17 protein-coding genes are annotated in these 22,780 nt (G+C 67.1%); 6 read left to right on the top strand and 11 right to left on the bottom strand.

Annotated elements, in window-relative coordinates:
• The first annotated feature begins 27 nt into the window (after window positions 1-27).
• The 6 genes from exbB to LXM55_RS13425 all read left to right on the top strand — a co-directional run bounded on the left by exbB (window position 28) and on the right by LXM55_RS13425 (window position 6,852).
• Complete coding sequence (exbB, locus tag LXM55_RS13450; RefSeq protein ID WP_233320813.1) at window positions 28-1,023, top strand: tonB-system energizer ExbB; 996 nt, start codon at window positions 28-30, stop codon at window positions 1,021-1,023.
• Between the two features lie 6 nt (window positions 1,024-1,029).
• Window positions 1,030-1,458, top strand: coding sequence for a TonB system transport protein ExbD (gene exbD / locus LXM55_RS13445; protein ID WP_233320812.1), 429 nt, complete (start codon window positions 1,030-1,032; stop codon window positions 1,456-1,458).
• Entirely contained in the window at window positions 1,455-2,207 is a 753-nt protein-coding gene (locus tag LXM55_RS13440) for an energy transducer TonB (protein WP_233320811.1), read from the top strand. Before exbD ends, LXM55_RS13440 begins: the two co-directional genes overlap by 4 nt.
• A 159-nt stretch (window positions 2,208-2,366) precedes the next feature.
• A complete protein-coding gene (locus LXM55_RS13435) occupies window positions 2,367-3,287 on the top strand; it encodes a hydrogen peroxide-inducible genes activator (protein ID WP_102881293.1) in 921 nt (306 codons plus the stop codon).
• A gap of 9 nt (window positions 3,288-3,296) precedes the next feature.
• On the top strand, window positions 3,297-5,372 hold the full coding sequence (gene recG, locus LXM55_RS13430; protein ID WP_233320810.1) for an ATP-dependent DNA helicase RecG: 2,076 nt from the start codon (window positions 3,297-3,299) through the stop codon (window positions 5,370-5,372).
• A gap of 79 nt (window positions 5,373-5,451) precedes the next feature.
• The gene (locus LXM55_RS13425) at window positions 5,452-6,852 is read left to right on the top strand and encodes an aminoacyl-tRNA deacylase and HDOD domain-containing protein (RefSeq protein ID WP_233320809.1); all 1,401 of its coding nucleotides are present in this window, start codon (window positions 5,452-5,454) and stop codon (window positions 6,850-6,852) included.
• Window positions 6,853-6,924: 72 nt separating this feature from the next.
• On the opposite strand, the gene LXM55_RS13420 is transcribed toward LXM55_RS13425, so the two are convergent.
• The 11 genes from LXM55_RS13420 to tssK form a co-directional block, all read right to left on the bottom strand.
• Window positions 6,925-7,308, bottom strand: a complete 384-nt coding sequence (locus tag LXM55_RS13420; RefSeq protein ID WP_042940722.1) for a hypothetical protein — start codon at window positions 7,306-7,308, stop codon at window positions 6,925-6,927.
• A 140-nt stretch (window positions 7,309-7,448) separates the two neighbouring features.
• Window positions 7,449-8,387, bottom strand: a complete 939-nt coding sequence (gene tagQ, locus LXM55_RS13415) for a type VI secretion system-associated lipoprotein TagQ (RefSeq protein WP_233320808.1) — start codon at window positions 8,385-8,387, stop codon at window positions 7,449-7,451.
• An 83-nt stretch (window positions 8,388-8,470) separates the two neighbouring features.
• Complete coding sequence (locus tag LXM55_RS13410) at window positions 8,471-10,153, bottom strand: formylglycine-generating enzyme family protein (protein WP_233321041.1); 1,683 nt, start codon at window positions 10,151-10,153, stop codon at window positions 8,471-8,473.
• A gap of 22 nt (window positions 10,154-10,175) precedes the next feature.
• Window positions 10,176-11,378: an ABC transporter permease gene (locus LXM55_RS13405; protein ID WP_233320807.1), complete on the bottom strand. Its 1,203-nt coding sequence runs from the start codon at window positions 11,376-11,378 to the stop codon at window positions 10,176-10,178.
• Window positions 11,378-12,094, bottom strand: a complete 717-nt coding sequence (locus LXM55_RS13400) for an ABC transporter ATP-binding protein (protein WP_233320806.1) — start codon at window positions 12,092-12,094, stop codon at window positions 11,378-11,380. Before LXM55_RS13400 ends, LXM55_RS13405 begins: the two co-directional genes overlap by 1 nt.
• Complete coding sequence (locus LXM55_RS13395; RefSeq protein WP_233320805.1) at window positions 12,094-15,207, bottom strand: serine/threonine-protein kinase; 3,114 nt, start codon at window positions 15,205-15,207, stop codon at window positions 12,094-12,096. The genes LXM55_RS13400 and LXM55_RS13395 overlap by 1 nt, the downstream gene beginning before the upstream one ends.
• A gap of 2 nt (window positions 15,208-15,209) precedes the next feature.
• Window positions 15,210-15,944: a PP2C family protein-serine/threonine phosphatase gene (locus LXM55_RS13390; RefSeq protein ID WP_233320804.1), complete on the bottom strand. Its 735-nt coding sequence runs from the start codon at window positions 15,942-15,944 to the stop codon at window positions 15,210-15,212.
• Window positions 15,945-16,598, bottom strand: a complete 654-nt coding sequence (tagF, locus tag LXM55_RS13385; RefSeq protein ID WP_233320803.1) for a type VI secretion system-associated protein TagF — start codon at window positions 16,596-16,598, stop codon at window positions 15,945-15,947.
• Window positions 16,595-20,101 carry a type VI secretion system membrane subunit TssM gene (gene tssM / locus LXM55_RS13380; protein WP_233320802.1) on the bottom strand — a complete coding sequence of 1,169 codons (3,507 nt, stop codon included), beginning with the start codon at window positions 20,099-20,101 and terminating at the stop codon, window positions 16,595-16,597. Before tssM ends, tagF begins: the two co-directional genes overlap by 4 nt.
• Entirely contained in the window at window positions 20,098-21,423 is a 1,326-nt protein-coding gene (locus tag LXM55_RS13375) for a DotU family type VI secretion system protein (RefSeq protein WP_233320801.1), read from the bottom strand. The genes tssM and LXM55_RS13375 overlap by 4 nt, the downstream gene beginning before the upstream one ends.
• A 6-nt stretch (window positions 21,424-21,429) precedes the next feature.
• Window positions 21,430-22,767: a type VI secretion system baseplate subunit TssK gene (tssK, locus tag LXM55_RS13370; RefSeq protein WP_233320800.1), complete on the bottom strand. Its 1,338-nt coding sequence runs from the start codon at window positions 22,765-22,767 to the stop codon at window positions 21,430-21,432.
• Window positions 22,768-22,780 lie beyond the last annotated feature (13 nt).

The raw sequence follows: 22,780 nt of genomic DNA, 5'->3' as shown, positions 1-22,780 counted from the left end.
CTTTTTTTCCTCTCAGGTCCGGCCAGCATGACAAGCAATCCACTCTCCGTCTCGCCAACCAAACGCCCAAGCCCGCTGCGCGCCATGAGCGCGGTTGCTGCGCTGCTGTGCAGCCTGCTGCTGGCACATCCTGTTTTCGCCGACGAAGCCACTTCGGCTCCGGCTCCCACGCCACAGGCGACGGCAGAAGTGCCACGCAATCCTGATGGCAGCGTTGATCTGTCTCAGTTTCCGCCAGAAGTCAGAGAGGCGCTGACCCAATTAGGCGAATCCGGCAAACAACTGGACGAGTCACTGGAAGAGCAAAACAGCCTGGGCATGGCCCACGACCTGTCGCCGTGGGGCATGTACCAGAACGCCGACATCATCGTGAAACTGGTAATGATCGGCCTGGCCATCGCCTCGATCATCACCTGGACCATCTGGATCGCCAAAGGCTTCGAGCTGATGGGCGCCAAGCGTCGCCTGCGCAGCGAAATCGCCGCCCTGAAAAAGGCCACCACCCTCAAAGAAGCCAGCGCCACGGCCGCCAAGGAGGGCACCCTGGCCCACCTGCTGGTGCACGACGCCCTGGAAGAAATGCGCCTGTCGACCAACAGCCGCGAGAAGGAAGGCATCAAGGAACGCGTCAGCTTCCGCCTCGAGCGCCTGGTTGCTGCCTGCGGTCGCAACATGAGCAGCGGCACCGGCGTGTTGGCCACCATTGGTTCCACAGCGCCGTTCGTCGGCCTGTTCGGCACCGTGTGGGGCATCATGAACAGCTTCATCGGCATCGCCAAAACCCAGACCACCAACCTTGCAGTGGTTGCCCCGGGTATCGCCGAAGCCCTGCTGGCAACCGCCCTGGGCCTGGTTGCCGCGATCCCGGCGGTGGTGATCTACAACGTCTTCGCTCGCTCCATCACCGGCTACAAGGCTCAGGTCACCGACGCCTCGGCCGAGGTCCTGCTGCTGGTCAGCCGCGACCTGGATCACCAGCCAGCCGAGCGCTCCGCACAACCGCACATGGTGAAAGTGGGGTAATCAGCCATGGGCTTGCATTTGAAAGAAGGCGCAGGCGACGACCTGGCCGAAAACCACGAGATCAACGTCACGCCGTTCATCGACGTGATGTTGGTGCTGCTGATCATCTTCATGGTGGCGGCACCGCTGGCCACCGTGGACATCAAGGTCGACCTGCCCGCGTCCAGCGCCAAACCGGCGCCACGGCCAGAGAAACCGGTGTTCCTCAGCGTCAAGTCCGACAAGCGCCTGTTCCTCGGCGAAGACGAAGTCAAGGCTGAAACCCTTGGTGCCATCCTCGACGCCCGGACCCAGGGCAAGAAAGACACGACCATCTTCTTCCAGGCCGACAAAGGGGTGGATTACGGCGACCTGATGAGTGTGATGGACACTCTGCGAGCGGCCGGATACCTGAAAGTCGGCCTGGTCGGACTTGAGACGGCAGCCAAGAAATGATCACGACGCGCCAAAGACTGACGCGTTACGGCGGTAGCCTGGCGGTGGTGCTGGGCGTCCATGCGGTGGCGATCCTGCTCGCCCTCAACTGGTCCAAGCCACAGCCGATGCCCATTCCTCCCCAGGCCATGGTCTTGGAACTGGCGCCTGCCCCTTTAGCGCCGCCGCCAGCGCCGCCCAAAGTGGTGACCCCGCCACAACCGCCGGCCCCCGAGGAAGAACTGCCGCTGCCGAAACTCGCCGAAGCGCCGAAACCGACGATCTCGGTGCCCAAGCCAGCCAAGCAGAAACCCAAGCCGCAACCGCCAAAACCCGTGGTCAAGCCTGAGCCGCCCAAGGAAAAGCCTTCCGAGGAAAAACCCAGCGACGCCCCGATAACGCCGACCCCGTCCAAGCAGCCCGCCCCAGCGACCACAGGCCCGTCACCGGCCCAGGCCGCCGCCAAAGCCAACTGGCAGGGCGAGTTGCAAGCGCACCTGGCCAAGTACAAGCGCTACCCGAGCGAAGCTCAGCGCCGAGGCAAGGAAGGCACCAACTCCTTGCGCTTCGTCGTTGATGCCGAAGGCAAGGTGCTGTCCTACGAACTGGTGGGCAGGTCGGGCAATGCCGATCTGGACCGGGCCACGCTGGAAATGATCCGTCGCGCCCAGCCGCTGCCCAAGCCGCCGGCAGACATGCTCACCAACGGCACCCTGGAAATCAGCGCCCCGTTCAACTACGAGATCGACCGCAGTCGCGGCCGCCGTTGATCCTGCACCGCGCCATCGCAAGGGCACCGTCAAGGTGCCCTTCGCGCTTGTGCAGGCTGAAGCAGGCATTGGCGGGTGTCGCACTCCGCCCTCTGTCTGATAACGTGCGTCTATCGATTGCAGCCGTTATGCTTGGTCGCAACCCCACGGACGCCCGCTATGACTCTTACAGAATTGCGCTATATCGTTACCCTCGCCCAAGAGCAGCACTTCGGCCACGCCGCCGAGCGTTGCCATGTCAGCCAACCGACCCTCTCGGTCGGCGTGAAAAAGCTTGAAGACGAACTCGGTGTGCTGATTTTCGAGCGCAGCAAGAGCGCCGTGCGCCTGACCCCGGTGGGTGAAACCATCGTCGCCCAGGCACAGAAGGTCCTGGAACAGGCCCAGGGCATCCGTGAGCTGGCCCAGGCCGGCAAGAATCAGCTGACCGCGCCACTCAAGGTCGGGGCGATCTACACCGTCGGCCCTTACCTGTTCCCGCACCTGATTCCCCAGCTGCACCGGGTCGCCCCGCAGATGCCGCTGTATATAGAAGAGAACTTCACCCACGTACTGCGCGACAAACTGCGCAATGGCGAGCTGGACGCAATCATCATTGCCCTGCCGTTCAACGAAGCCGATGTCCTGACCCTGCCGCTGTACGACGAACCGTTCTACGTGCTGATGCCCAGCGGCCACTCCTGGACCAAGAAGGAAACCATCGACGCCAGCCTGCTCAACGACAAGAGCCTGTTGCTGCTGGGCGAAGGCCACTGCTTCCGCGACCAGGTGCTGGAAGCCTGCCCGACCCTGACCAAGGGCAACGACGGCGCCAAGCACACCACCGTGGAATCCAGCTCCCTGGAAACCATCCGCCACATGGTCGCCTCCGGCCTGGGCATTTCGATCCTGCCGCTGTCAGCGGTGGACAGCCACCACTACGCCCCCGGGGTGATCGAAGTGCGTCCGCTGACCCCGCCAGTGCCCTTTCGCACCGTAGCCATCGCCTGGCGCGCCAGCTTCCCGCGGCCCAAGGCCATCGAGATCCTCGCCGACTCGATCCGCCTGTGCTCGGTGGCCAAGCCGCCCGCCGCGAGTTAAGCGTTCGCAATGACTGAGCTGTCGAACGTGCCGGTCACGGCACTCAAGGGCGTCGGCGAAGCCATGGCCGAGAAGCTGGCCAAGGTCGGCCTGGAAAACCTCCAGGACGTGCTGTTCCACCTGCCCCTGCGCTACCAGGATCGCACCCGCGTGGTACCGATCGGCGCCCTGCGCCCCGGCCAGGACGCCGTGATCGAAGGCACCGTCAGCGGCGCCGACGTGGTCATGGGCAAGCGCCGCAGCCTGCTGGTGCGCCTGCAGGACGGCACCGGCGGCCTGAGCCTGCGCTTCTACCATTTCAGCAACGCGCAGAAGGACGGCCTGAAGCGCGGCACCCGCGTGCGTTGCTACGGCGAGGCCCGGCCCGGCGCATCGGGCCTGGAGATCTACCACCCGGAATACCGCGCCATCAGCGGCGACGAGCCACCGCCGGTGGACCAGACCCTGACGCCGATCTACCCGCTGACCGAGGGCCTGACCCAGCAGCGCCTGCGCCTGCTCTGCCAGCAGAGCCTGGCCCTGCTCGGCCCGCGCAGCCTGCCGGACTGGCTGCCGGAGGAATTGGCCCGGGACTATCAGCTGGCGCCCCTGGACGATGCGATCCGCTACCTGCATCACCCGCCGGCAGACGCCGATGTCGACGAACTGGCCCTGGGGCACCACTGGGCCCAGCACCGCCTGGCGTTCGAGGAACTGCTGACCCACCAGCTGTCCCAGCAACGCCTGCGCGACAGCCTGCGCTCCCAGCGCGCCCCGGTGCTGCCGCTGGCCAAGAAGCTGCCGGCCCGGTACCTGAAGAACCTCGGCTTCGCCCCCACCGGCGCGCAACAGCGCGTGGGCAACGAGATCGCCTACGACCTGAGCCAGCCGGAACCCATGCTGCGCCTGATCCAGGGCGACGTCGGTGCCGGCAAGACCGTGGTCGCCGCCCTCGCCGCCCTGCAGGCCCTGGAAGCCGGTTACCAGGTGGCGCTGATGGCGCCGACCGAAATCCTCGCCGAGCAGCACTTCATTACCTTCAAGCGCTGGCTCGAACCCCTGGGCCTGGAAGTCGCCTGGCTGGCGGGCAAGCTCAAGGGCAAGAACCGTGCTGCGGCCCTGGAACAGATTGCCGGCGGCGCGCCCATGGTGGTGGGCACCCACGCGCTGTTCCAGGACGAGGTGAAGTTCAAGAACCTGGCCCTGGTGATCATCGACGAACAGCACCGCTTCGGCGTCCAGCAGCGCCTGGCCCTGCGCCAGAAAGGCGTCGGCGGCCGCCTGTGCCCGCATCAGCTGATCATGACCGCCACACCGATTCCGCGCACCCTGGCGATGAGCGCCTACGCCGACCTGGACACCTCGATCCTCGACGAACTGCCCCCGGGCCGCACACCGGTAAACACCGTGCTGGTGACCGACAGCCGCCGCGTCGAGGTGATCGAACGGGTACGCGCCGCCTGCGCCGAAGGGCGCCAGGCCTACTGGGTCTGCACCCTGATCGAAGAATCCGAGGAACTCACCTGCCAGGCGGCCGAAACCACCTTCGAAGACCTCTCCAGCGCCCTCGGCGAACTGCGCGTGGGGCTGATCCACGGCCGCATGAAGCCGGCGGAGAAAGCCGCGGTAATGGCCGAGTTCAAGGCCGGCAACCTGCAACTGCTGGTGGCCACCACGGTGATCGAGGTCGGGGTCGACGTGCCCAATGCCAGCCTGATGATCATCGAGAACCCGGAACGCCTGGGCCTGGCGCAGTTGCACCAGTTGCGCGGCCGGGTCGGGCGCGGCAGCGCCGCCAGCCATTGCGTGCTGCTCTACCACCCACCGCTTTCACAAATCGGTCGTCAGCGCCTGGGCATCATGCGTGAGACCAACGACGGTTTCGTCATCGCTGAAAAGGATCTGGAACTGCGCGGGCCCGGGGAAATGCTCGGCACCCGGCAGACCGGTCTCTTGCAATTCAAGGTGGCCGACCTGATGCGCGACGCCGATCTGCTGCCCGCGGTACGCGATGCCGCGCAAGCCCTGCTGGAGCGCTGGCCGGACCATGTCAGCCCGTTGCTGGAGCGCTGGCTGCGCCATGGCCAGCAATACGGTCAAGTGTGAACCACCACTCAGTTAGTGAACCCTCGCCATAACCAAGCTGGTTATACTCGTCAAATTGTAGAAAAACGGATACCAGACCATGACAGAAGTTGCCCTAGACATTGCAACCCCACACGCTCCGTCTGTTATCCGGTTGCTGCTCGGCAAGCTGGCCATCAGCTACAACGAAGTGCTCGACCAGCCGGGCCTGCCAGCTGCGCGTAAAGTCCAGGCGGTGCTGCTGGACGACGCCGTCGGCGCACTGATGGTGCTGTTCCCGCAGAGCCAGTTACTGGACCTCAATCGCCTCGCCGAACTCACCGGCCGGCGCCTCACCGCAGTGTCCACCGAACGCCTGGAGCGCATGCTCGGCAAGCACAGCCTGAGCCTGTTGCCCGGCCTCCCGGCGCTCACCAGCTCGCCCTGCCTGTACGAAGAAAGCCTGCTGCGCGAATCCAGCCTGTTGATCAATTCCGGCGAGCCCGGGGTGCTGCTGGAAATCACCAGCGAAGCCTTCAAGAGCATGCTCAGCAAGGCCAGCGCCGGCAACTTCGGCGAACCCCTGAGCAGCATCCGCCCCAACCTCGACCGCCCGGACGATGACCGCGAGGAAATCACCCAGGCGATGCAGGCCTTCACTGCACGGCGCATCCAGCAGCGCCTGGAAGCCACCATCGAGATCCCGCCACTGGCGGAAACCGCGCAGAAGATCATCAAGCTGCGGGTCGACCCCAACGCCACCATCGACGACATCACCGGCGTGGTGGAAACCGACCCGGCCCTGGCCGCACAAGTGGTCAGCTGGGCCGCCTCGCCGTACTACGCCTCGCCCGGCAAGATCCGCTCGGTGGAAGACGCTATTGTCCGCGTGCTGGGCTTCGACCTGGTGATCAACCTGGCGCTGGGCCTGGCCCTGGGCAAGACCCTGAGCCTGCCCAAGGACCAGCCGCAGCACACCACGCCCTACTGGCAGCAATCGATCTACACCGCCGCGGTGATCGAGGGCCTGACCCGCGCCATGCCCCGCGCCCAGCGCCCGGAATCCGGCCTGACCTACCTCGCCGGCCTGCTGCACAACTTCGGCTACCTGCTGCTGGCCCACGTGTTTCCGCCGCACTTCTCGCTGATCTGCCGGCACCTGGAGGTCAACCCGCACCTGTGCCACAGCTATGTCGAGCAGCACCTGCTGGGCATCAGCCGCGAGCAGATCGGTTCCTGGCTGATGCGCTACTGGGACATGCCGGACGAGCTGTGCGCCGCCCTGCGCTTCCAGCACGACCCGAGCTACGACGGCGCCTACGCCGAGTACCCGAACCTGGTGTGCCTGGCCGTGCGCCTGCTGCGCAGCCGGGGCATCGGCTCCGGGCCCCGCGAAGAAATCCCCGACGCCCTGCTCGAACGCCTGGGGCTGAACCGCGACAAGGCCGACGATGTGGTGAGCAAAGTGCTGGAAGCGGAAGTGCTGCTGCGCGAACTGGCTTCGCAGTTCAGCCAGGCCTGAACCCGTTCGCCGGCAATCCGCTTCCCACGCCGAGCGTGCAGGAACCGGCTGGCCGGCGAAGGTCCAACCTCATCAAGCCTTGGGCTTGGCCTTTTTCGGTTTCAGATACTTGGTCAGCCCCTGGAACCAGATCACCAGCGCCGGGTTGCCCTTGATCTGGATCGACTTGTCCTGAATGCCGGTCATGAACGCCAACTGCTTGTTCTTCGCCTGCATCGTGGCGAAGCCGTAGGCGGCATCCTTGAAGGCGATGGCGAACGCAGGCTCGGGATAGAACCCCGAACGGCTGGTAATGCGCTGGTCTTTGACGAAGAAATGTCGAGCAACCTTGCCATCGAGCGTCTGCAGCTGGAACACCAGCTCCTTGTCACCCAACTGTTGCTGGAAAGCAGGATTGTTGCGGCTGGCCTTGCCCATCAACAGGCCAAGCATCCAGAGAAGAAAACGAAATTTCATGCACGGCGCCTCAGTGGAATTATTGAATGGCCGGCGCAGTTTAACCTGTAACTCGCAGAGCGCCAGTCGATCTGTCCGATTGCTCGGAGATCGACTGGCGTTCAACGCTTATCGCGACATCTTGTCAGACAATCACTGACTCAGACGTTAGGGCAAGGCACCGGAGCCCAGTCACCCAGGTCCGGGTTCTTGCACATGCTGTTGACCTGAGTCTGGCCAGTGGTAGCGACCTGATTGCTCTCGGCCTGCTTGGTCTTGGCCTGCTGGATCGACTTCTCGGTGCTGACCGCTTCTGCCGGCACGGTCGGCAGCTTGGGCTGCTTGACCTTCTGCACCGGCTGCTTGCGCTTGCCACTGCTGGTGGTGGTCACCGGGGTGGTATCGGCGGTGGCCACTTTCACCACGTCGGTGCGCTGCACGCCCACTTGCTGCAGGTCCTGCTCGTAGGCCTGGTTGTACTTGTTCAGGTCTTCGCTGGCACGGCCGTTCACCGCGGTGATCAGGTCGTTGGACTCTTTCAGGCCGCTGACGATTTCCGCCAGGCGCTTGCGCCCTTCCACGTCATTGATGGAGTTGGCCTTGCGCGCGCTGATCAGGCTGTCGAAGGCGCGCTGGTAGCAGGTCTGGGAAGCGCGGGCATAGGCCGTGCTGCGATCGATGTCGGCAACGCTCTTGTTGACGTCGGCGGCGTAGGACGCGATGCGCTGGTTGTCGTCGGCGATCTGCTTCTGGCGCTCGGTGTAGTAACCGGCGGCGCCACCGGCCAGGGCACCGCCTGCGGCGCCGATGGCGGCATTGCGGCCACGGTGGTCGCCGTCACCGGTCAGGGCACCGAGCAAGGCACCGCCAGCGGCGCCCAGGGCGGCGCCGGTCACCACCGACTTGGTCATGTCCGAATCGGTGGCGCGCAGGTGCTGCACCGGTTCGTAGCAGCTCGGGTAGTACTCGACCTTGGTGGTCGAGGCGACCTTGGACACCGGAGAGGTCGCGCAACCGGTCAGCACGGTGCTGAACCCGGCGGCAACCAACAGCAGGTGACGCTTGGATGTTGAAGCAAATGGCTTGCGGGAAAATAGCATGTTGGTGATCTCGATTAAGTTTGACCCACTCGGCACGACACCACGTCGCCCGAGATCCTCCAGGCTCGACAGACAGCGGCCGGTCATGACTTCTGGCCGGTCGATGCGAGCAGTTCCTTCAAAATCGTCGCCGGGTCGGCACGCCGTTGCTGGCGATAGTTCCCGACATGGCGAACGAATAACGTAGCGCGCGTCACCAGGCTCTTGCCGAGCACTGGCTTGCGATTGAGCTCTTCCTTGATTCGTTGAAATTGCGCCTGGATCACCGCGTCGGTGTAACGGGTGCCCGTGGCCAGGTTGTCGATGTAGATCGCCACCGCGCCGTCCAACGCGCTGCGGCCGTTGTCGATGGCTTCGGCGAACAGCTTGGCGCTGGGCTCGTCCTTGGCATCGATGGCCTGCTGCTGGCTTTTCTTCAGGTTGGTCAGGCGGATGTTGTAGTTGTTGATGGTTTCGGCCACCAGGGCCGACGACTGGATCAGGTTGCCGGCCGCTTCCTCGCGCTGCTGGGCGATCAGCGAGACGTTGCGCTTGAGCTCTTCGTTGACCAGCCCCAGCTCCGCCTGCAGGCGCGGGTCGACGCTGGCGGCAATGATCGCGTCCAGGCGCTTGGTGGGGTCCTGGGCATCGTCGATGGCATCGGTCAGCGACGCCAGGCGGCCCTCCTTCTGCCACTGGGCGAACAGCTCCTTGTAGCGCGAACGCGGGGCCGACAGCGCGCCGATGGCCACCCGGAAACCGGTGGTCTCGTTGCTCTGCTCGGTGCCGTCGGCGCCGAACAGCGGGTACTCGCGGCGCATCCCGGTGAACAGCGTGCCCTCGCCTTCGAGGTAGTTGCCGCCCTTGACCACAAAGCCGCCGTAGGTGCCCTGGCGGCGCCCGGCGCGCACCAGCTGGAAGGATTCCTGGACCATCTCGGCGGCGTTGCCGATCACGTCGAACATACCGATGGGGTTGGGCAGCTTGGTGCCGATCGGCATCAGCCGCGCCGCCTGCCCTGTGCCGCCGGCCACCTGGTTGAACACCGCCCAGTCGGCCAGCGGGCCGTCTTCTTCACTGCCCTCCACGCGGCGCGGGAACAGCCGGCCCTCCAGCTCCTGGCGGCTGACGGCCTGGCCGCCGCGAGCGGCGTATTCCCATTCCACTTCGGTGGGCAGGCGCACGAACCCCAGGCCGCCGTCTTCCGAGGAACTGCCACGCCCGCTGACCGGCAGCAGATCGCGGTGGTTCTTCATCAGCCAGGCGCTGTACACCGCGGCGAAACGCTCGGCCTCGAAGCGCGACAGCTTGACCTTGGGCAGGCGCCCCTGCAGGCCGTCCGGCGCTTCACAGGCCGGGGCCGGGCCGCCACTGGCCAGCGACTGGGCCTGGGCCATGACCTGGGCGTACTGGCGGGCGGTGACCTCGTACTTGCCGATGAAATACAGCATCGGCTTGAGGGGCACCCCGCTGCCGGTCTTCGGCAAGGCCGGGCCGATGGTCTTGCCCCAGGCCGCGGGCAGGTCCTTGAGGGTGAACTGGCCGTTGATGTAGTCCCGGCGATAGCCGGAAATGAACGACTGCTGATAACCGCTTTCACCCTCGCTGAAGGGGTAGCCGAGGTTCACCTCGCGGTCATCCAGGGTGCCTTGGGCCAGGACGTAGACGTAGCGGAAGACCATCTCGCCTTCACAGGGCAACGGCAGGCTGACGTCGTCCGGCAGCGGCTTGGGGTTGTCCATCTTGTTCGCCGGCTCTTCGGCCCACACGGCCCCGGCCAGGGTCATGGCCAGCACAGTGCTGATCAACTTATACATCGCGAATTCCTTCACAGGCTTCAATGCGCGACACCCGCCAGCCGCCCAGCGCGGCGGCCAGGGTACTGACGCCCAGCGTCGCCAACAGGGCCAGCCCGTAATGGGCCGGCAGCAGGTGGCTGGCGTATTCGCCGGGCACCTGCATGAACAAATGATTCAGCCCGGCCTGGGCCAGGCCATACAGAGCGCCACTCAACAAGGCGGCGAAACCGGCGCTGTACAGCGCCTGGGCCACCACGAACAGCAACAGCGCGCCGGTGGAAAAGCCCAGCAGGCGCAGCACCGACAACTCGCGACGCTTGCGCTCCACCGCCGCCAGGGCCCCGGCGAAGATCGCCGCGAAGGCGCCCGCCAGGGCCAGCCCGGCGATCACCCAGAAGACAATGGCCAGGTTGCGACTCAAGGACTGCACCTGGGCGATGGTCTGCGCCTGGGTCGCCACCAGCAGGCCGCGCTCGGCGAAATACACCCGCAACGGCTCGACGTCATCCAGGTTGCGGGCATACAGGCGAAACGCCGGGTAGACCCGTTGCGCGGACACGGCCTGGGCCTCGCCGAGCCAGCCCAGGGCGGCCACGGCGCGACCGTCGCGGTAATCCTCGGCGGCCTCCAGCAGCGCCAGCGGAGCGAACAGCGCATCACGGGCAAAGGCCTCCAGCGGCAGAATGCCCTCGACCTGGACCCGGGTCCGCTGCACCTCGCTGCGCCCCGCCACCTGCCGGCCAAAGCTCGCCTGCAGCCAGTCCCCCGGCTGCACCCCGAGCTTCTCGGCGGCGGTGCGGCTGAGCAGCACGCCGCTCATGCTCCGGGGGACCGGCAAGCGCCCGAGCAACGGGTCGCCCGCAGCGGTGGGCAACATCTCCACGGTCAGGCCGATATCCCCCGTGCCGCGGGACAGGTCCGCCGTGGCGGCAATCTGCCGGGTGCGCGGCAAGGCAAAGGCCACGTCCGGGCGCTGCCCCAGCTCGGCAATGAAGCTGGCGCTGAAACGGCCGCCGCCCAGGGGAATGATCTCGCGCACCGCCGGGTCTTTTTCCAGGCGCTCGGTGAGGCTGCTGACCAGCCCGAACTTGAGCCCGAACAGCACCAGCAACGGGGCGATCACCGCCACCAGGGCCAGCACCGAACAGGCCGACAGCCAGCTGTCGGCGCGGTAGTCCTGCCAGGCCAGTGCTGCGGTCAGGGAGGCACGCATCAGCAGGCCTCCCCCAGGATCGCAGTGACCCCGCCGTCGGCGTCGCGCTGGCAGGCAATGCGCCGCACCTGCAAGCCGTTGGCCCGAGCCAGGGGTTCATCGTGGGTGGCAATCACGCTGCACACCCCCTGATCGCGCGATTGCTGCACCAGCAACTGCATCACTCGTTGAGCGTTCAAGGGGTCCAGGGCCGCCGTTGGCTCGTCCGCCAGCAGCACCTGCGGGCCGTGGGCCAGGGCCCGGGCACAACTGACCCGCTGGCGCTGGCCCACCGACAGGGCGGCGGGCTTCTTGTGCAGTTGATCGGCGATCTCCAGGCGTTCGGCCAGGCGCCGGGGAATGCCGTCGTCAGCCAGCCCCAGCAACTGCCGGGGCAGGCTGATATTGCCGCGTACATCGAGAAAGCCCAGCAGGCCGCCGGTCTGCAACACGTAGCCCAGGTGCCGGCTGCGCAACTGCGCCAGGGCGTCGTGGCCGGCACCGCGCCAGATCCCGGCAATGTCGATGGAGTCGTTGGCCGGGGTGAACTCGAAGCGCGCCGCCGAATCCGGGGCCAGCACCAGCGCCAGCAGATCGAGCAACGTGCTCTTGCCGCAGCCGCTGGGGCCGACCACCGCCAGTTGGTCGCCCGCGCGCAGGTGCAGCCGCGGGATCACCAGGCTGTAGCGTTGGCGACCCTCGCCGCGGCTCTTGCGCACCTCCGCCAGATTGAGCATCACGGCAGCGTCGACAGCGGTACGCGGTACAGGGCATCACCCGGCTCGGCATCGCCGAAGCGCACCCAGTTGGCCAGATCGTTGTGGAAGGTTTCGTAGAGGCGGATCTTCGAATCCAGCTCGTCGATGAAATCTTCCTGCTCGGCCACGCTCAGGGACAGCCACAGGTCCTGGGTCATGTTCAGCGACTTGCTGCGGTACGGCAGGCCTTCCAGGTATTCGCCCAGCACACCGCCGTCGGCCAGGTTGCCGCCCTTGCGCAGGGCCGACGGGTCGCGGCTCATGTAGGCACTGGCACTGGCGATTTCCTGGAAGAAATCCTTGGGCGAGGTCTGGGTCTTGCGCGCCGCGTCGACGATCAATTTCAGCGACTGCTGCAGGTCGTTGAGCTGCAGCTTGGTGAGCATCACGCAGACCTGGAACGCCGGCAGCGCCGGGTTGGTCAGGTCGCGGTCGGCGGTCCAGGCGCTGACCAGCTGCGGCGCCTGGCTGGCGGCCTTGCGCCCGAGGAAATCCATGTGCATGGCGTAGCCGATGGCCGCGGATTTCTGCGCGATGCTCGGCGCCGCCGCCAGCAGCGGGACTTCCTGGTTCTGGTTGCTGCGCACCTGATGCACCAGATCGGCGAACACCGTGCCGATCTCGTCGACCCGCTCGCCGAACTTGCGCACATCGCCGCCGGGCACCGGAATGTACAGGTCGCCGATCTTCGGGTTGGCGTCGGCGGTCAGCACCCGGTACTGGGTTTCCGCCTGGGCGTGGTTCTTCTTGCCGGCATCGGTGCGCAAGTGCAGGGCGTAGATCTTGATCTGCTTGCCCAGGGCCGCCTGGCGCACTTCCGCCTCGTTCATCTGGGTGCGGCTGTAAGGGTCGTTCTTGCGCAGCGCCCCGGCGTCGCTGACCAGCAGGATCAGGCGGCCGCCGTAGCCCTTCCAGTCCATGCCTTCCACGGCCTGCATCACGCCGGCAAACGCGTCTTCGTTGAACGAATGGCTGGAGACGCTGGTGGCCTTGACCTGGCTCACCAGCTCCTGGAATCGCTGCGGATCGCGCCCCTGGTCCAGGGTCACCAGGGTCTTGGTCACGTACTCCAGGCCCGGGGTCTTGCTGGTGTTGTTGCGAAAGCCCACCAGGCCGAAGCTGACACTGTCCAGCTCGCCGCGTTCGGCGATCTTGCTCTGCAGCTCGTGCACCACGTCACGCACCTGATCGATGTAGGGCTGCATCGACACCGAGGTGTCCACCACCAGCACCACCGCCGTGCGGAAGGCATCGCCGGCCGCCGGCGGGGTGTTCGCCGGCAGGCTCTTGCCGCTGCTGTCGCTGATGCTTTGCGCGCTGTTGCCCGGGTCGATCGAGGCGATGTTCAGCAGCTGCACCGGCTGGCCGTTCTCGTCGAAGCTCTCCTTGGAATCGAAGATCGGCAGCAGGTAGAACTGCTCCTGCGGCACCGCGCTGGCATTGGGTTCCAGGGCCAGCACCTGCTGCTCGTCCTGGGGGTTCTTCTGCGCCTTGAGCAGCAGGTTCTTGGCCGCCGCCGGGTCCGCCAGCAGGCGCTCCAGTTCGCTGGCCTGACGCACGAACATCACCGGCGCGCGGCCGGAACGTTCGGTGAATTTCAGCACCAGGCTCTGCTTCCAGTCGCTGACCTGCTCGGCCGGCAGCCAGCCGGCGCTGCGCCCGTCACTGGCGGCGCCCAGGCGCAGCCAGGAGCGGCCATCGAGGTTCTTGCGCTGGTACACGTAGAGCACCGAGAACGCCGGCACCGCCGGGCCCGGCGTGGCACCCGGCGCGCTGGAGAAGCTCGCCCCCGGCTTGCTCAGCACCCGTTGGAACAGGGTCTTCTTGCCCGGCATCAGCAGCGGCCGCTGGCCGCCATCGACATCGGCGGCCACGGGTTGATTCACCGGCGGCGCCACCACCGCAGGGGGGCTAGCGACCGTCGAAGCGGTCTTGGGCGCAGGCGCCGGGCTGTCGCCGGACAGCCACCAGTAACCGCCACCGGCCACGGCCAGGGCCACCGCCACGGCAACCCCGGCCAGGGCCAGCACCGGGCCGCGACGCTGTTCGGAAGCCCCACTGCCGGCTGGCGGCAGGTTGGACGTGCGTGGCGGCGCGGGCGGCTCCTGAGGCGGCTCGCGGCGCGGCGCCGGTTGGGGCGCGGGCGCGTGTTGCGGAATCTCGATCGACATCGGGGTCAGCCCGGCCAGGTCGTTGCTCTGAGTTACAGGCTGAGTTACAGGCTGGGTTGCAGGCTGGGGCGCAGCCAGGGGTGGCAGCGGCAACGGCTGGATCAGCGTCGCCTCGACCTCGGCCGTCTCCGGCGGCAGGTTGTCCAGGGCCGCCAGCAAGGCCGCCGCGTCCGGGAAACGTTCCGCCGGGTCCTTGGCCAGCAGCTTGCGCAGGATGTGCTGGTAGCGCCCGTGGTGCAGCGGCAGCTCCGGCAAGGGCTCGGTGAGGTGGGCCAGGGCCGTGGACAGCGCGTCGGTGCCGTTGTACGGCAGCTCGCCGACCAGGATTTCATACAGCACCACGCCCAGGGCATAGAGGTCGGCGCGACCGTCGATGTCCTGGCCACGGGCCTGTTCCGGGCTCATGTAGCTCGGCGTGCCCACGGCGAAACCGGCCTGGGTGAACTGGGTGCGGTCGTCCAGGGACTTGGCGATGCCGAAGTCCGAGAGCACCGCCGTGCCGTCGGCGCGGAACAGGATGTTGGCCGGTTTCACATCACGGTGCACCAGCCCCTGGGCGTGGGCATAGCCCAGGGCCGAGGCGATCTGGCGAATGTAGGTCAGGCCCTGCTCCGGGGTCAGCCCGGCGGCGATGCGCTCCTTCAGGGTGCCGTTGGGCAGGTACTCCATGGCCATGTAGTACAGCTCGCCGACATTGCCGATGTCGTGGATGGTCACGGTGTGCGGGTGCGACAGCCGCGCCAGGGTCTTGCCCTCGCGCAAGAAGCGCTCGCAGAAGCTCGGGTCGGCGGCCAGCGCCGCGGCCATCACCTTGAGCGCCACCTTGCGCTCCAGGGAACGCTGGGTCGCCAGGTACACGCTGGCCATGGCGCCTTCGCCAATCTCGCCCTGGATGTCAAAGCCGGGAATCAGAATGTCCATGGTCAGTGTCCTGCGGCCTTGATCACGATGGCGGTGATGTTGTCCGGCGCGCCCCGGGTCAGGCCCAGGTGAATCAGGCTGCGCACCACGTCGTTGGGCTCGCTGTGGCTCAGTACATCGCGCAGCTCATGGTCTTCGGCGGTCTTGTTCAGGCCGTCGCTGCACAGCAGGAAGGTGTCGCCGTCCTCCACCTGCAGATCGACCTGGGACAACTGCAGCTGGGCCTCGACGCCAATCGCCCGGGTGACGATGTTGGCCCGTGGGTGCACCCGCGCCTCGGCCTCGCTGAGCAGGCCGCTGTCCTGCAGGTCCTGGACGTAGCTGTGGTCCCGGGAAATGCCTTCCAGCTGCTCGTCCCGCAGCCGGTACAGGCGGCTGTCGCCGGCCCACAGGCACACTGCGCGAGCCCCGCGCACCGCCAGCAGCACCACGGTGCTGCCCATCATGGTCACCCCGCGATTGGCGGTTTCCTCACGCACCGCGGCGTTGACCGCGGCCAGGCCGTTGCGCAGCGCGGCGACGTATTCGTCCAGGCTGTCGGCGGCCGGAACCGCACGCAGGCTGTCGACGATCAGGCTGCTGACATAATCCCCGGCGGCGTGCCCGCCCATGCCGTCGGCCACCAGCCACAGGCCGCTCTCCGGGGCTTCGAGCCAGGCGTCTTCATTGATTTTCCGCACCATGCCGACATGGCTGTAGCTGGCGGACTGGTAGGACAGTTGCGGCGCTGAACGCATTTAGACGGCACCCTCTTGTCCGAGCAAAAATTGTGCAAACTCACTGGCTGGCGGCAGGCCCTGGCAGCGCAACAGCATCGGGCTGATGTACTGCGAACCGCGCCCCCACCAGGCACTCGACCCCTCGCAGGCCTGGGCTGCGAGTACCGCGCCCCGGGCCTGTGGATCGCTGATGTAAAACCGTTGCAGGCCGGCGTAATGGCTGCTTTCGACCCGCCGCGCCGGGCTGGGCGCGCCCAGGGCCAGCAGGCCCTGTTCCAGGGCCTCGAAACTGGCGCCTTCCTCCAGGGTGGCCAGCAGCAGGTCTTCCACCTGCTCGAACCACTGCTCCGGGCCGCTCAGCAAGGACGCCAGGTCACTCTCGGGCTCCAGCAGCGCGGCCACGGTCAGGGGGAAATAGCGCCCGACCCGGTCGATGCTCGGCATCACCACGCCCACCGCAGCCTGGGGCCCACAGACCCCCGGGGCCAGGGCAAAGCGCCACAGCGGGCTGATCAGGTAGGCGTTCAACCACTGCTCGCCCAGGGCGTTCTGGCTGGCCAGCAAACCCGCCGCCAGCCAGCTGTCCCAAGGGCCGATAAAACTCTGCGGCAGGCCACGGCTGACAAAATCGCCACGGCTGGCCAACTTGCCGTACAGGCCGGGCGCGGTCATAGCCGCTCCGGCAGGCTGAAGCCGCTGAGCACCCGACTCTTGAACGGGTTGAAGGCACTGCTGGCGCGCAGCTCGTAGGAGATGCTCGCGCCGTCCACCCGCAGCCGCAGGTTGAAGCGATCCGGCGAGTTGGTGGCGGTCAGGTCCGATTGCTCCAGCAGGCGGAACCAGGCCCAGGGGCCGTCCAGGGTCACCCCGGAACGCCCGGTGGCCGACGGCGGCATGATCGACAGGCGCACCACGCCGATGCTCCCCGGGTTCGGCCACTGCATGGCCACCGGCCGGCTCGGGCCGTGGTCATAGCTCAGCTGCTGGCCGTCCAGGTCGAGGAGGAACTGGCTGATGTTGGCGTCCATGGCCACCGGCTTGAGTTCGAAACGCACCGCCGGCTGGGTGCCGCCACTGGAACGGAAGAACGCATCGCGGATATTCGCCGCGCGCTGGAAGGTTTGCAGCACGCCGGGGGAGATCCCCAGTTTCTGCGCCGCGCCCGGCTGCCAGCTCCAGGTGGTGGTCGAGGTGTTGACGTAAGGCTGCAGGTACTTGCGGAAGTAGTTGTCCATCACCCCGCCAGTGCCGAAGAACTGGCCGAAGTCTTCCAGGGTGGCGTCCCGCGAGCTGCCCGGCGACATCGGATAACGCCCGCTCAGGGACTGGCGATAGACGTTCACCACTTCGCTGACCCAGGCCGCGTTCAGTTGGTTGCGCACCCCGCCCATCATGGTGTTGGTGGTGGAACCGACCACCGACTTGACCAGCCCCTGGACCATCGGCGGCTGACGCTCGGCAGTCAGGCTGACCCGCGCCGCCGCGGCGCTGGCCTGGTTCTTGGCCTCGCCCAGCAGCGCGTCGCCGCTGGCCCCGACCATGGCGCTGACCTGCACGTACAGGGCGTTCATGTCCGCCAGCAGGCCGTCGATGGCCGCCGGCTCGCCCTCGCCTTTGCTCACCAGGCTGTTGAGGTCGGCAAAGTGCGCACTCACCGGGTCTTCGCTGCTGGCCACCGCCGTCGGGTTGCCCGCCTGCTCCTGGCCCAACAGGGAACCCAGGCGCTGCTTGAGCTGATCGACGCCGCCCTCGACCTTCTGGCCCTGGGCCGCCAACAGGCGTTCTTCCTGTTGCAGGTCGGTTTCCTTGGCCACCGCCACCAGCAGTTTCTTCAGCGGCGAAGTGGGCCCGGAGATCACCCGCAGCACGTCGGCGGCCTGGGCCACGCTGGTGATCGGCACGAAGTCGATGTCCGCCAGCAAGGCGTCCCACTGGCGCAGGTAGTCCTGGAAGTACAGGCGACGCACGTCGGCGGCGAGGCTGGCGACGTTCTGCTGGTCGGCCTGATCGCGGCCCAGCACCCACTGCTCTTCCGCCAGGGTGCCGGCCTGGTTGAGGCTGGCCAGGAGGAAACCCTGGCGATAGCCCTTGGCGGTGAACAGCCCGCTCAGGGGTTCGCTCAACGGCTTGCCGCTCTTGCGCGTGAACACCAGTGCCGCGTCGCGGCCACCGGCTTCGCTGAGGCGGAAGTCCGGTACACCGTCCGGCAGCTTGGCGCGCTTGACCCGGTCATACACCCGCTGGGCCACCGGCAGCTGTTGCAGCTGGCGGCGCAGGTCGTCGATCAGGCGCTGGTCCAGCCGCGCGTTCGGTGGATGTTTTTCGAACAGCGCCTGCAGGTGCCCGGTCAGGGCCTGACGCTGGTCCGGCGGCAGGTCGCGAGCCAGGGTGCGGTCCCAGTCCAGGGTGATCCAGGCCTTGATGAAGTCCGGGTCGTAATGCTCGCCGTCCGCCAGCATCAGGTAGGCCTTGAGCCCCTCGTAGAGGAAGTCCGAGTTGCCGCCGCTGTGCAGTTGCTCTTCGATGCGGGTCATCAGCCGGGGGGCGAACACCGCCACCAGCAGCTTGCGATAGACACTGGCGGACTCGGCTTCGAGCATGTCGCCCTGGTACAGGCCCAGGCCTTCGGCCCAGCCCGGTGCGTCGGCGGCCAGGTGGCGGGTGGCGTTGAGCAGCGGCAGCACCGCCAGCACGTCGCGCTGGGCCGGGCTGAGGTTCTGCACATCCTGACGCACCGGGCCGACGCGCTGGTCGACCTGGGCGATGTAGGCCTGGTTGGCCCGGTAGCTGATGATCCACAGGGTGCTGACCACCAGCACCACCGCCACGGTGGCCGCCAGGGCGCCGCGGGCGATCCATTGGCGTCGGCGCTCGACCTTGGGGTTGACCCCCACCAGCCCGCGCTCGGCAAAGGCCACGGCGCTGAACAGTTTCTCGATGAAGTAGCTGCGCCCGGTGCCGGTCTGCCGCGCCAGGTGCTGGCGGTCCAGGTTCATGCTCTGGGCCATGGCGCCGATCAGCCGGTCGATCGGGCTGCCTTCCTGGGTGCCGCTGGTGAAATACACCCCGCGCAGCAGCACCCGCTCTTCGAAGGCGTTGGGTTTGAACACGCCTTCGAGGAAGCCCTGCAAGGACTCCTTGAGCGCCGCGAACTGCTGCGGGAAGCCGTAGATCAGGTCGCGCCGCGCCGGGTCGCGTTCCTGTTGCAGGCGCTCCACCAGACGCTCGTTGAGCCGCTGCTCCAGGGCTGCCAGCTCCGCCGGCAACTGGGCCAGGGGGCTGTCGCCGCTCTTGCCGTCGTCCAGGGCGAAGGTCATGCCCCAGACCTGGGCCCGCTCTTCCTTGCTCAGGGAGTCGAAGAACTCCATGAAGCCCGGCACCAGATCGAGCTTGGTCAGCATCAGGTAGATCGGGAAGCGCACCCCCAGCTGGGTGTACAGCTCCTGGATGCGCAAGCGGATCGCCGCCGCGTGGGCCGCGCGCTCGGCCTCGCTGCCAAGCAGCAGGTCGGACAGGCTGATGGCAACGAAGGCGCCATCAATCGGGCGCCGCGAGCGCTGGGTTTTCAGCAGGTCGAGAAAGCCCAGCCAGGCCGCCTTGTCCACCGTGGCGTGGCTGTCCTGGGTGGTGTAGCGGCCGGCGGTGTCCAGCAACACCGCCTGATCGGTGAACCACCAGTCGCAGTTGCGGGTGCCGCCCACGCCGCGCACGGCACCGGCGCCCAGCTGCGCGGCCAGGGGGAAATGCAGGCCGGAGTTGACCAGCGCGGTGGTCTTGCCCGAGCCCGGCGGGCCGATGATCACGTACCACGGCAGCTCGTAGAGGTTGCGCCGCTCGTCACCGCCCAGCTTGGCCTTCTTCAGCAGCGCCAGGGCTTCGTCCATGCGCTGGCGCAGGGCCGCCAGTTCTTCGGCGGTGGCCACGCTGTCCGGGTCCGGCGGGGTATCGGCGGCCAGGCTCTGCAACACCTTGGCCGCGTGCCGGCGGGCCTGGATGATGCGAAACACCCGGTAGCCGATCCACAGCGCGAAGATGCAGATGATCAGCGCCCAGCGCCGGCCTTCCGGCACCAGGAACTCCAGCAGCGGGCCAATGAACCAGATGATCAGGCTCAGGGCGATCAGCCCCAGCAGCGGGATCACCCAGCGAATCACAAAACTGAAAAACGCCTTCACTCGACCCCCTCCGCCAATACGCTGATTTCGACCCGACGATTACGCGCCCGCCCTTCGGCGGTGGCATTGGTTGCCAGCGGCTCGGTGTCGCTGCGGCCTTCGGCGCTGAAGCGCTCCGGCTGGCCGGTCTTCGCCGCGAGGATCTGCAGCACCGATTCGGCGCGCGCCTGGGACAGCTTCCAGTTGGACGGGAAGCGCAAGGTGGCGATCGGTCGGTTGTCGCTGTGGCCGGTGATGCGCACCTGGCCCTTGACCTTGCGCACCGCATCGGCGATGCGCAGCATCAGCGGCTGATAGTCGTCGAGGATGCTGGCGCTGGCCGAGGCGAACAGCTCGTCGCCACGGATGGTCACCACCGAACGGTCGACGGCGTCTTCCACCGCCACCCGCCCGGCCTTGATGTCCTCGGCGAGGAAACCCGCCAGGCGCGGACGCTCGACGATCTTCGGCTGGATCACCGGGCGGTCCAGGGTCTGCACCGGGATCTCGCCCAGGGCATGGATGTTCTTGAACACCGGCTCGGCGTCCGCCGCCAGCTTCAGGCGCAGGCCGAACAGCAGCGCCAGGAGCAGCGCCACGCCAATCGCGATGCCGACCCAGGGCGGCATGAACTGCGCCAACCGGTCACGGGCCACGCTGACCCCGCGCCAATGCGGCGACAGCTCGCGCTCGTGCTCGCCACGGGCACTGCGGATGGTGGCCGCGGTGCGCTCGCGCAGGGCTTCGAGCTGGCTGCGGCCATCGATCATCACCCGGTAGCGGCCCTCGAAACCCAGGCACATGCACAGGTACAACAGCTCCAGCAGGTACAGGCGCTCGCGTGGGCTTTGCAGGCAGTGCTCCAGCAACTGGAAGACCTTCTCGCCGCCCCAGGCTTCGTTGTGCACGGTGATCAGCAGGCTCTGCTTGCCCCAGTCGCTGGTGCTGCCCCAGGGGGTGCTGAGCACCGCTTCATCCAGGGCGGTGCACAGCGCATAGCGCGCCAGCAGCACGTCGTTGCGCGGCACGCCGGCGGCTTCCGCGCGCTCTTCGAACTGGCGCAGGTAGGCCAGCAATTGCGCCCGCAGGCTGGCCGGCGCCGGGTGCGCCAGGGTGCTGCGCAGCCGGGTGAGCAAGGCCAGCAGCGGGCCGGCGGCGCTTTCCAGGGGGTTCAGGCCCCGGGCCTGGCCGGCCGGCAGTGGCGCCGCCGGCATCGCCAATGACGGCGACGCTGCGGCCGCCGGGCGCCCGGGCTCGGGCGCGCGGCCACCGGGGCGCGGCATGAATTGAGTGCGGTCATTGGCCGGGGACGGCTGCCCTGCCGAATCGTCGAAAGGATGCATCGCGACTTATCCTCGAATGGCCCAGAAGGCCAGGTTCAAGCCCGGGAATTCCCCGGCGACGTGGAACGCGAAGCCGCCGGAATGAACCAGTTGCTTCCAGTGCTCGCTGCCACGGTCGAGCTCGTAGTAGGTCGAGCCGGCGTGATACGGCAGTTGCCGTGGCGCCACCGGCAACGGCAGCAGGCCAATGCCCGGCAGCTGCAGGTTGACCAGATCACGGATGTGCTCCACCGAACCGACCTTGCTCTGCTGGGCGAAACGCCCGCGCAGGGTTTCCCCGGGCACATCGGCGCGCACCACCAGGATGAAGCTGGCGCTCTCCAGCAAGGTGCGGTCGGCGAGCATCGCCACGTGCACGCCGTAGGCTTTCTCGACGATCGGGATCGGCGTCGCCTTGCTGTCGATCAGCATCGACAGCGCTTCGCGCAGGGCCTGCATCACCGGAGCGAAGCTCAGGGCCAGTTCATCGTGCTGGTACTGCGGGTATTCCGCGGGGCGTCGGGCAGTGGTATTGGAGAAGGTCGAGAATTCGCCGGCCAGGCTCACCAGCTCGCTGTACAAGCGCTCCGGGTGCAGCGGGCTGATCTGGTTCAGGTGGCTGACCAGCGGCTGGGCGCGGTTGACCAATTGCAGGAGCATGAAGTCGGCAATTTCCGAAGCACCGCCGGCGCCCGACGCCACCACGCGCCCGGCCAGGGCCTCGCCACGCTGGTGCAGCAGGCCCAGCAGCTCGCTGCGAAAGGCGTTCAGCGGCTTGGATGCGGCCACGTCCAGCAGCGGCGGGATGTAGCTGTCATCCAGCACCAGGGCACGGTCGGCGCGCTTTTCCTTGATCCGCACCACGCCGACGGCGGCGTAGTCGCTCAAGCCGTCCTGCGCGGTGAGCAGGCGCAGGGCGCGGGACCCCACGGCCACCGGCGCGCGGTTTTCGAAAGGCGCGTTGTCGTCACGCACTTCGCGTACCTGGCTCAGGTAGCGGGCGCCGCCCAATTCCTCGCCTTCGTCCACGGTATCCCGGGCACCGGCGCGCTTGAGCGGCAGCGCCAGGTACACCAGGCCGTCGCGCAGGCTGTCGTCGATGCTCAGCGGGCTCGGCGCCAGGTCGTCATGGGGAATGTTGAACGGCGTGCCATCGGGCAGCAGGCCACGGGCGCTGACAATCGCCAGCTTGCCCTGGGCCAGCAGGCCCTGATCGATACGCAGCTCGGAGAAACCCCAGGCCCCGGCGGACAGCGGGCGGCTGCGGGCGTCGATGAGGTTTTCCAGGTAACGGTCATGCTGCTGGAAGTGCTGGGTTCCAATGAACATGCCTTCCGACCAGACCACGCGATTGTTCCAGGACATGGTTGCTCCGATT

The organism is Pseudomonas sp. Au-Pse12, assembly GCF_021341665.1.
Classification (GTDB): Bacteria; Pseudomonadota; Gammaproteobacteria; order Pseudomonadales; family Pseudomonadaceae; genus Aquipseudomonas.
Note: the sequence above shows the minus strand (reverse complement) of the source record. Positions and strands in the feature narration are given on the sequence as shown.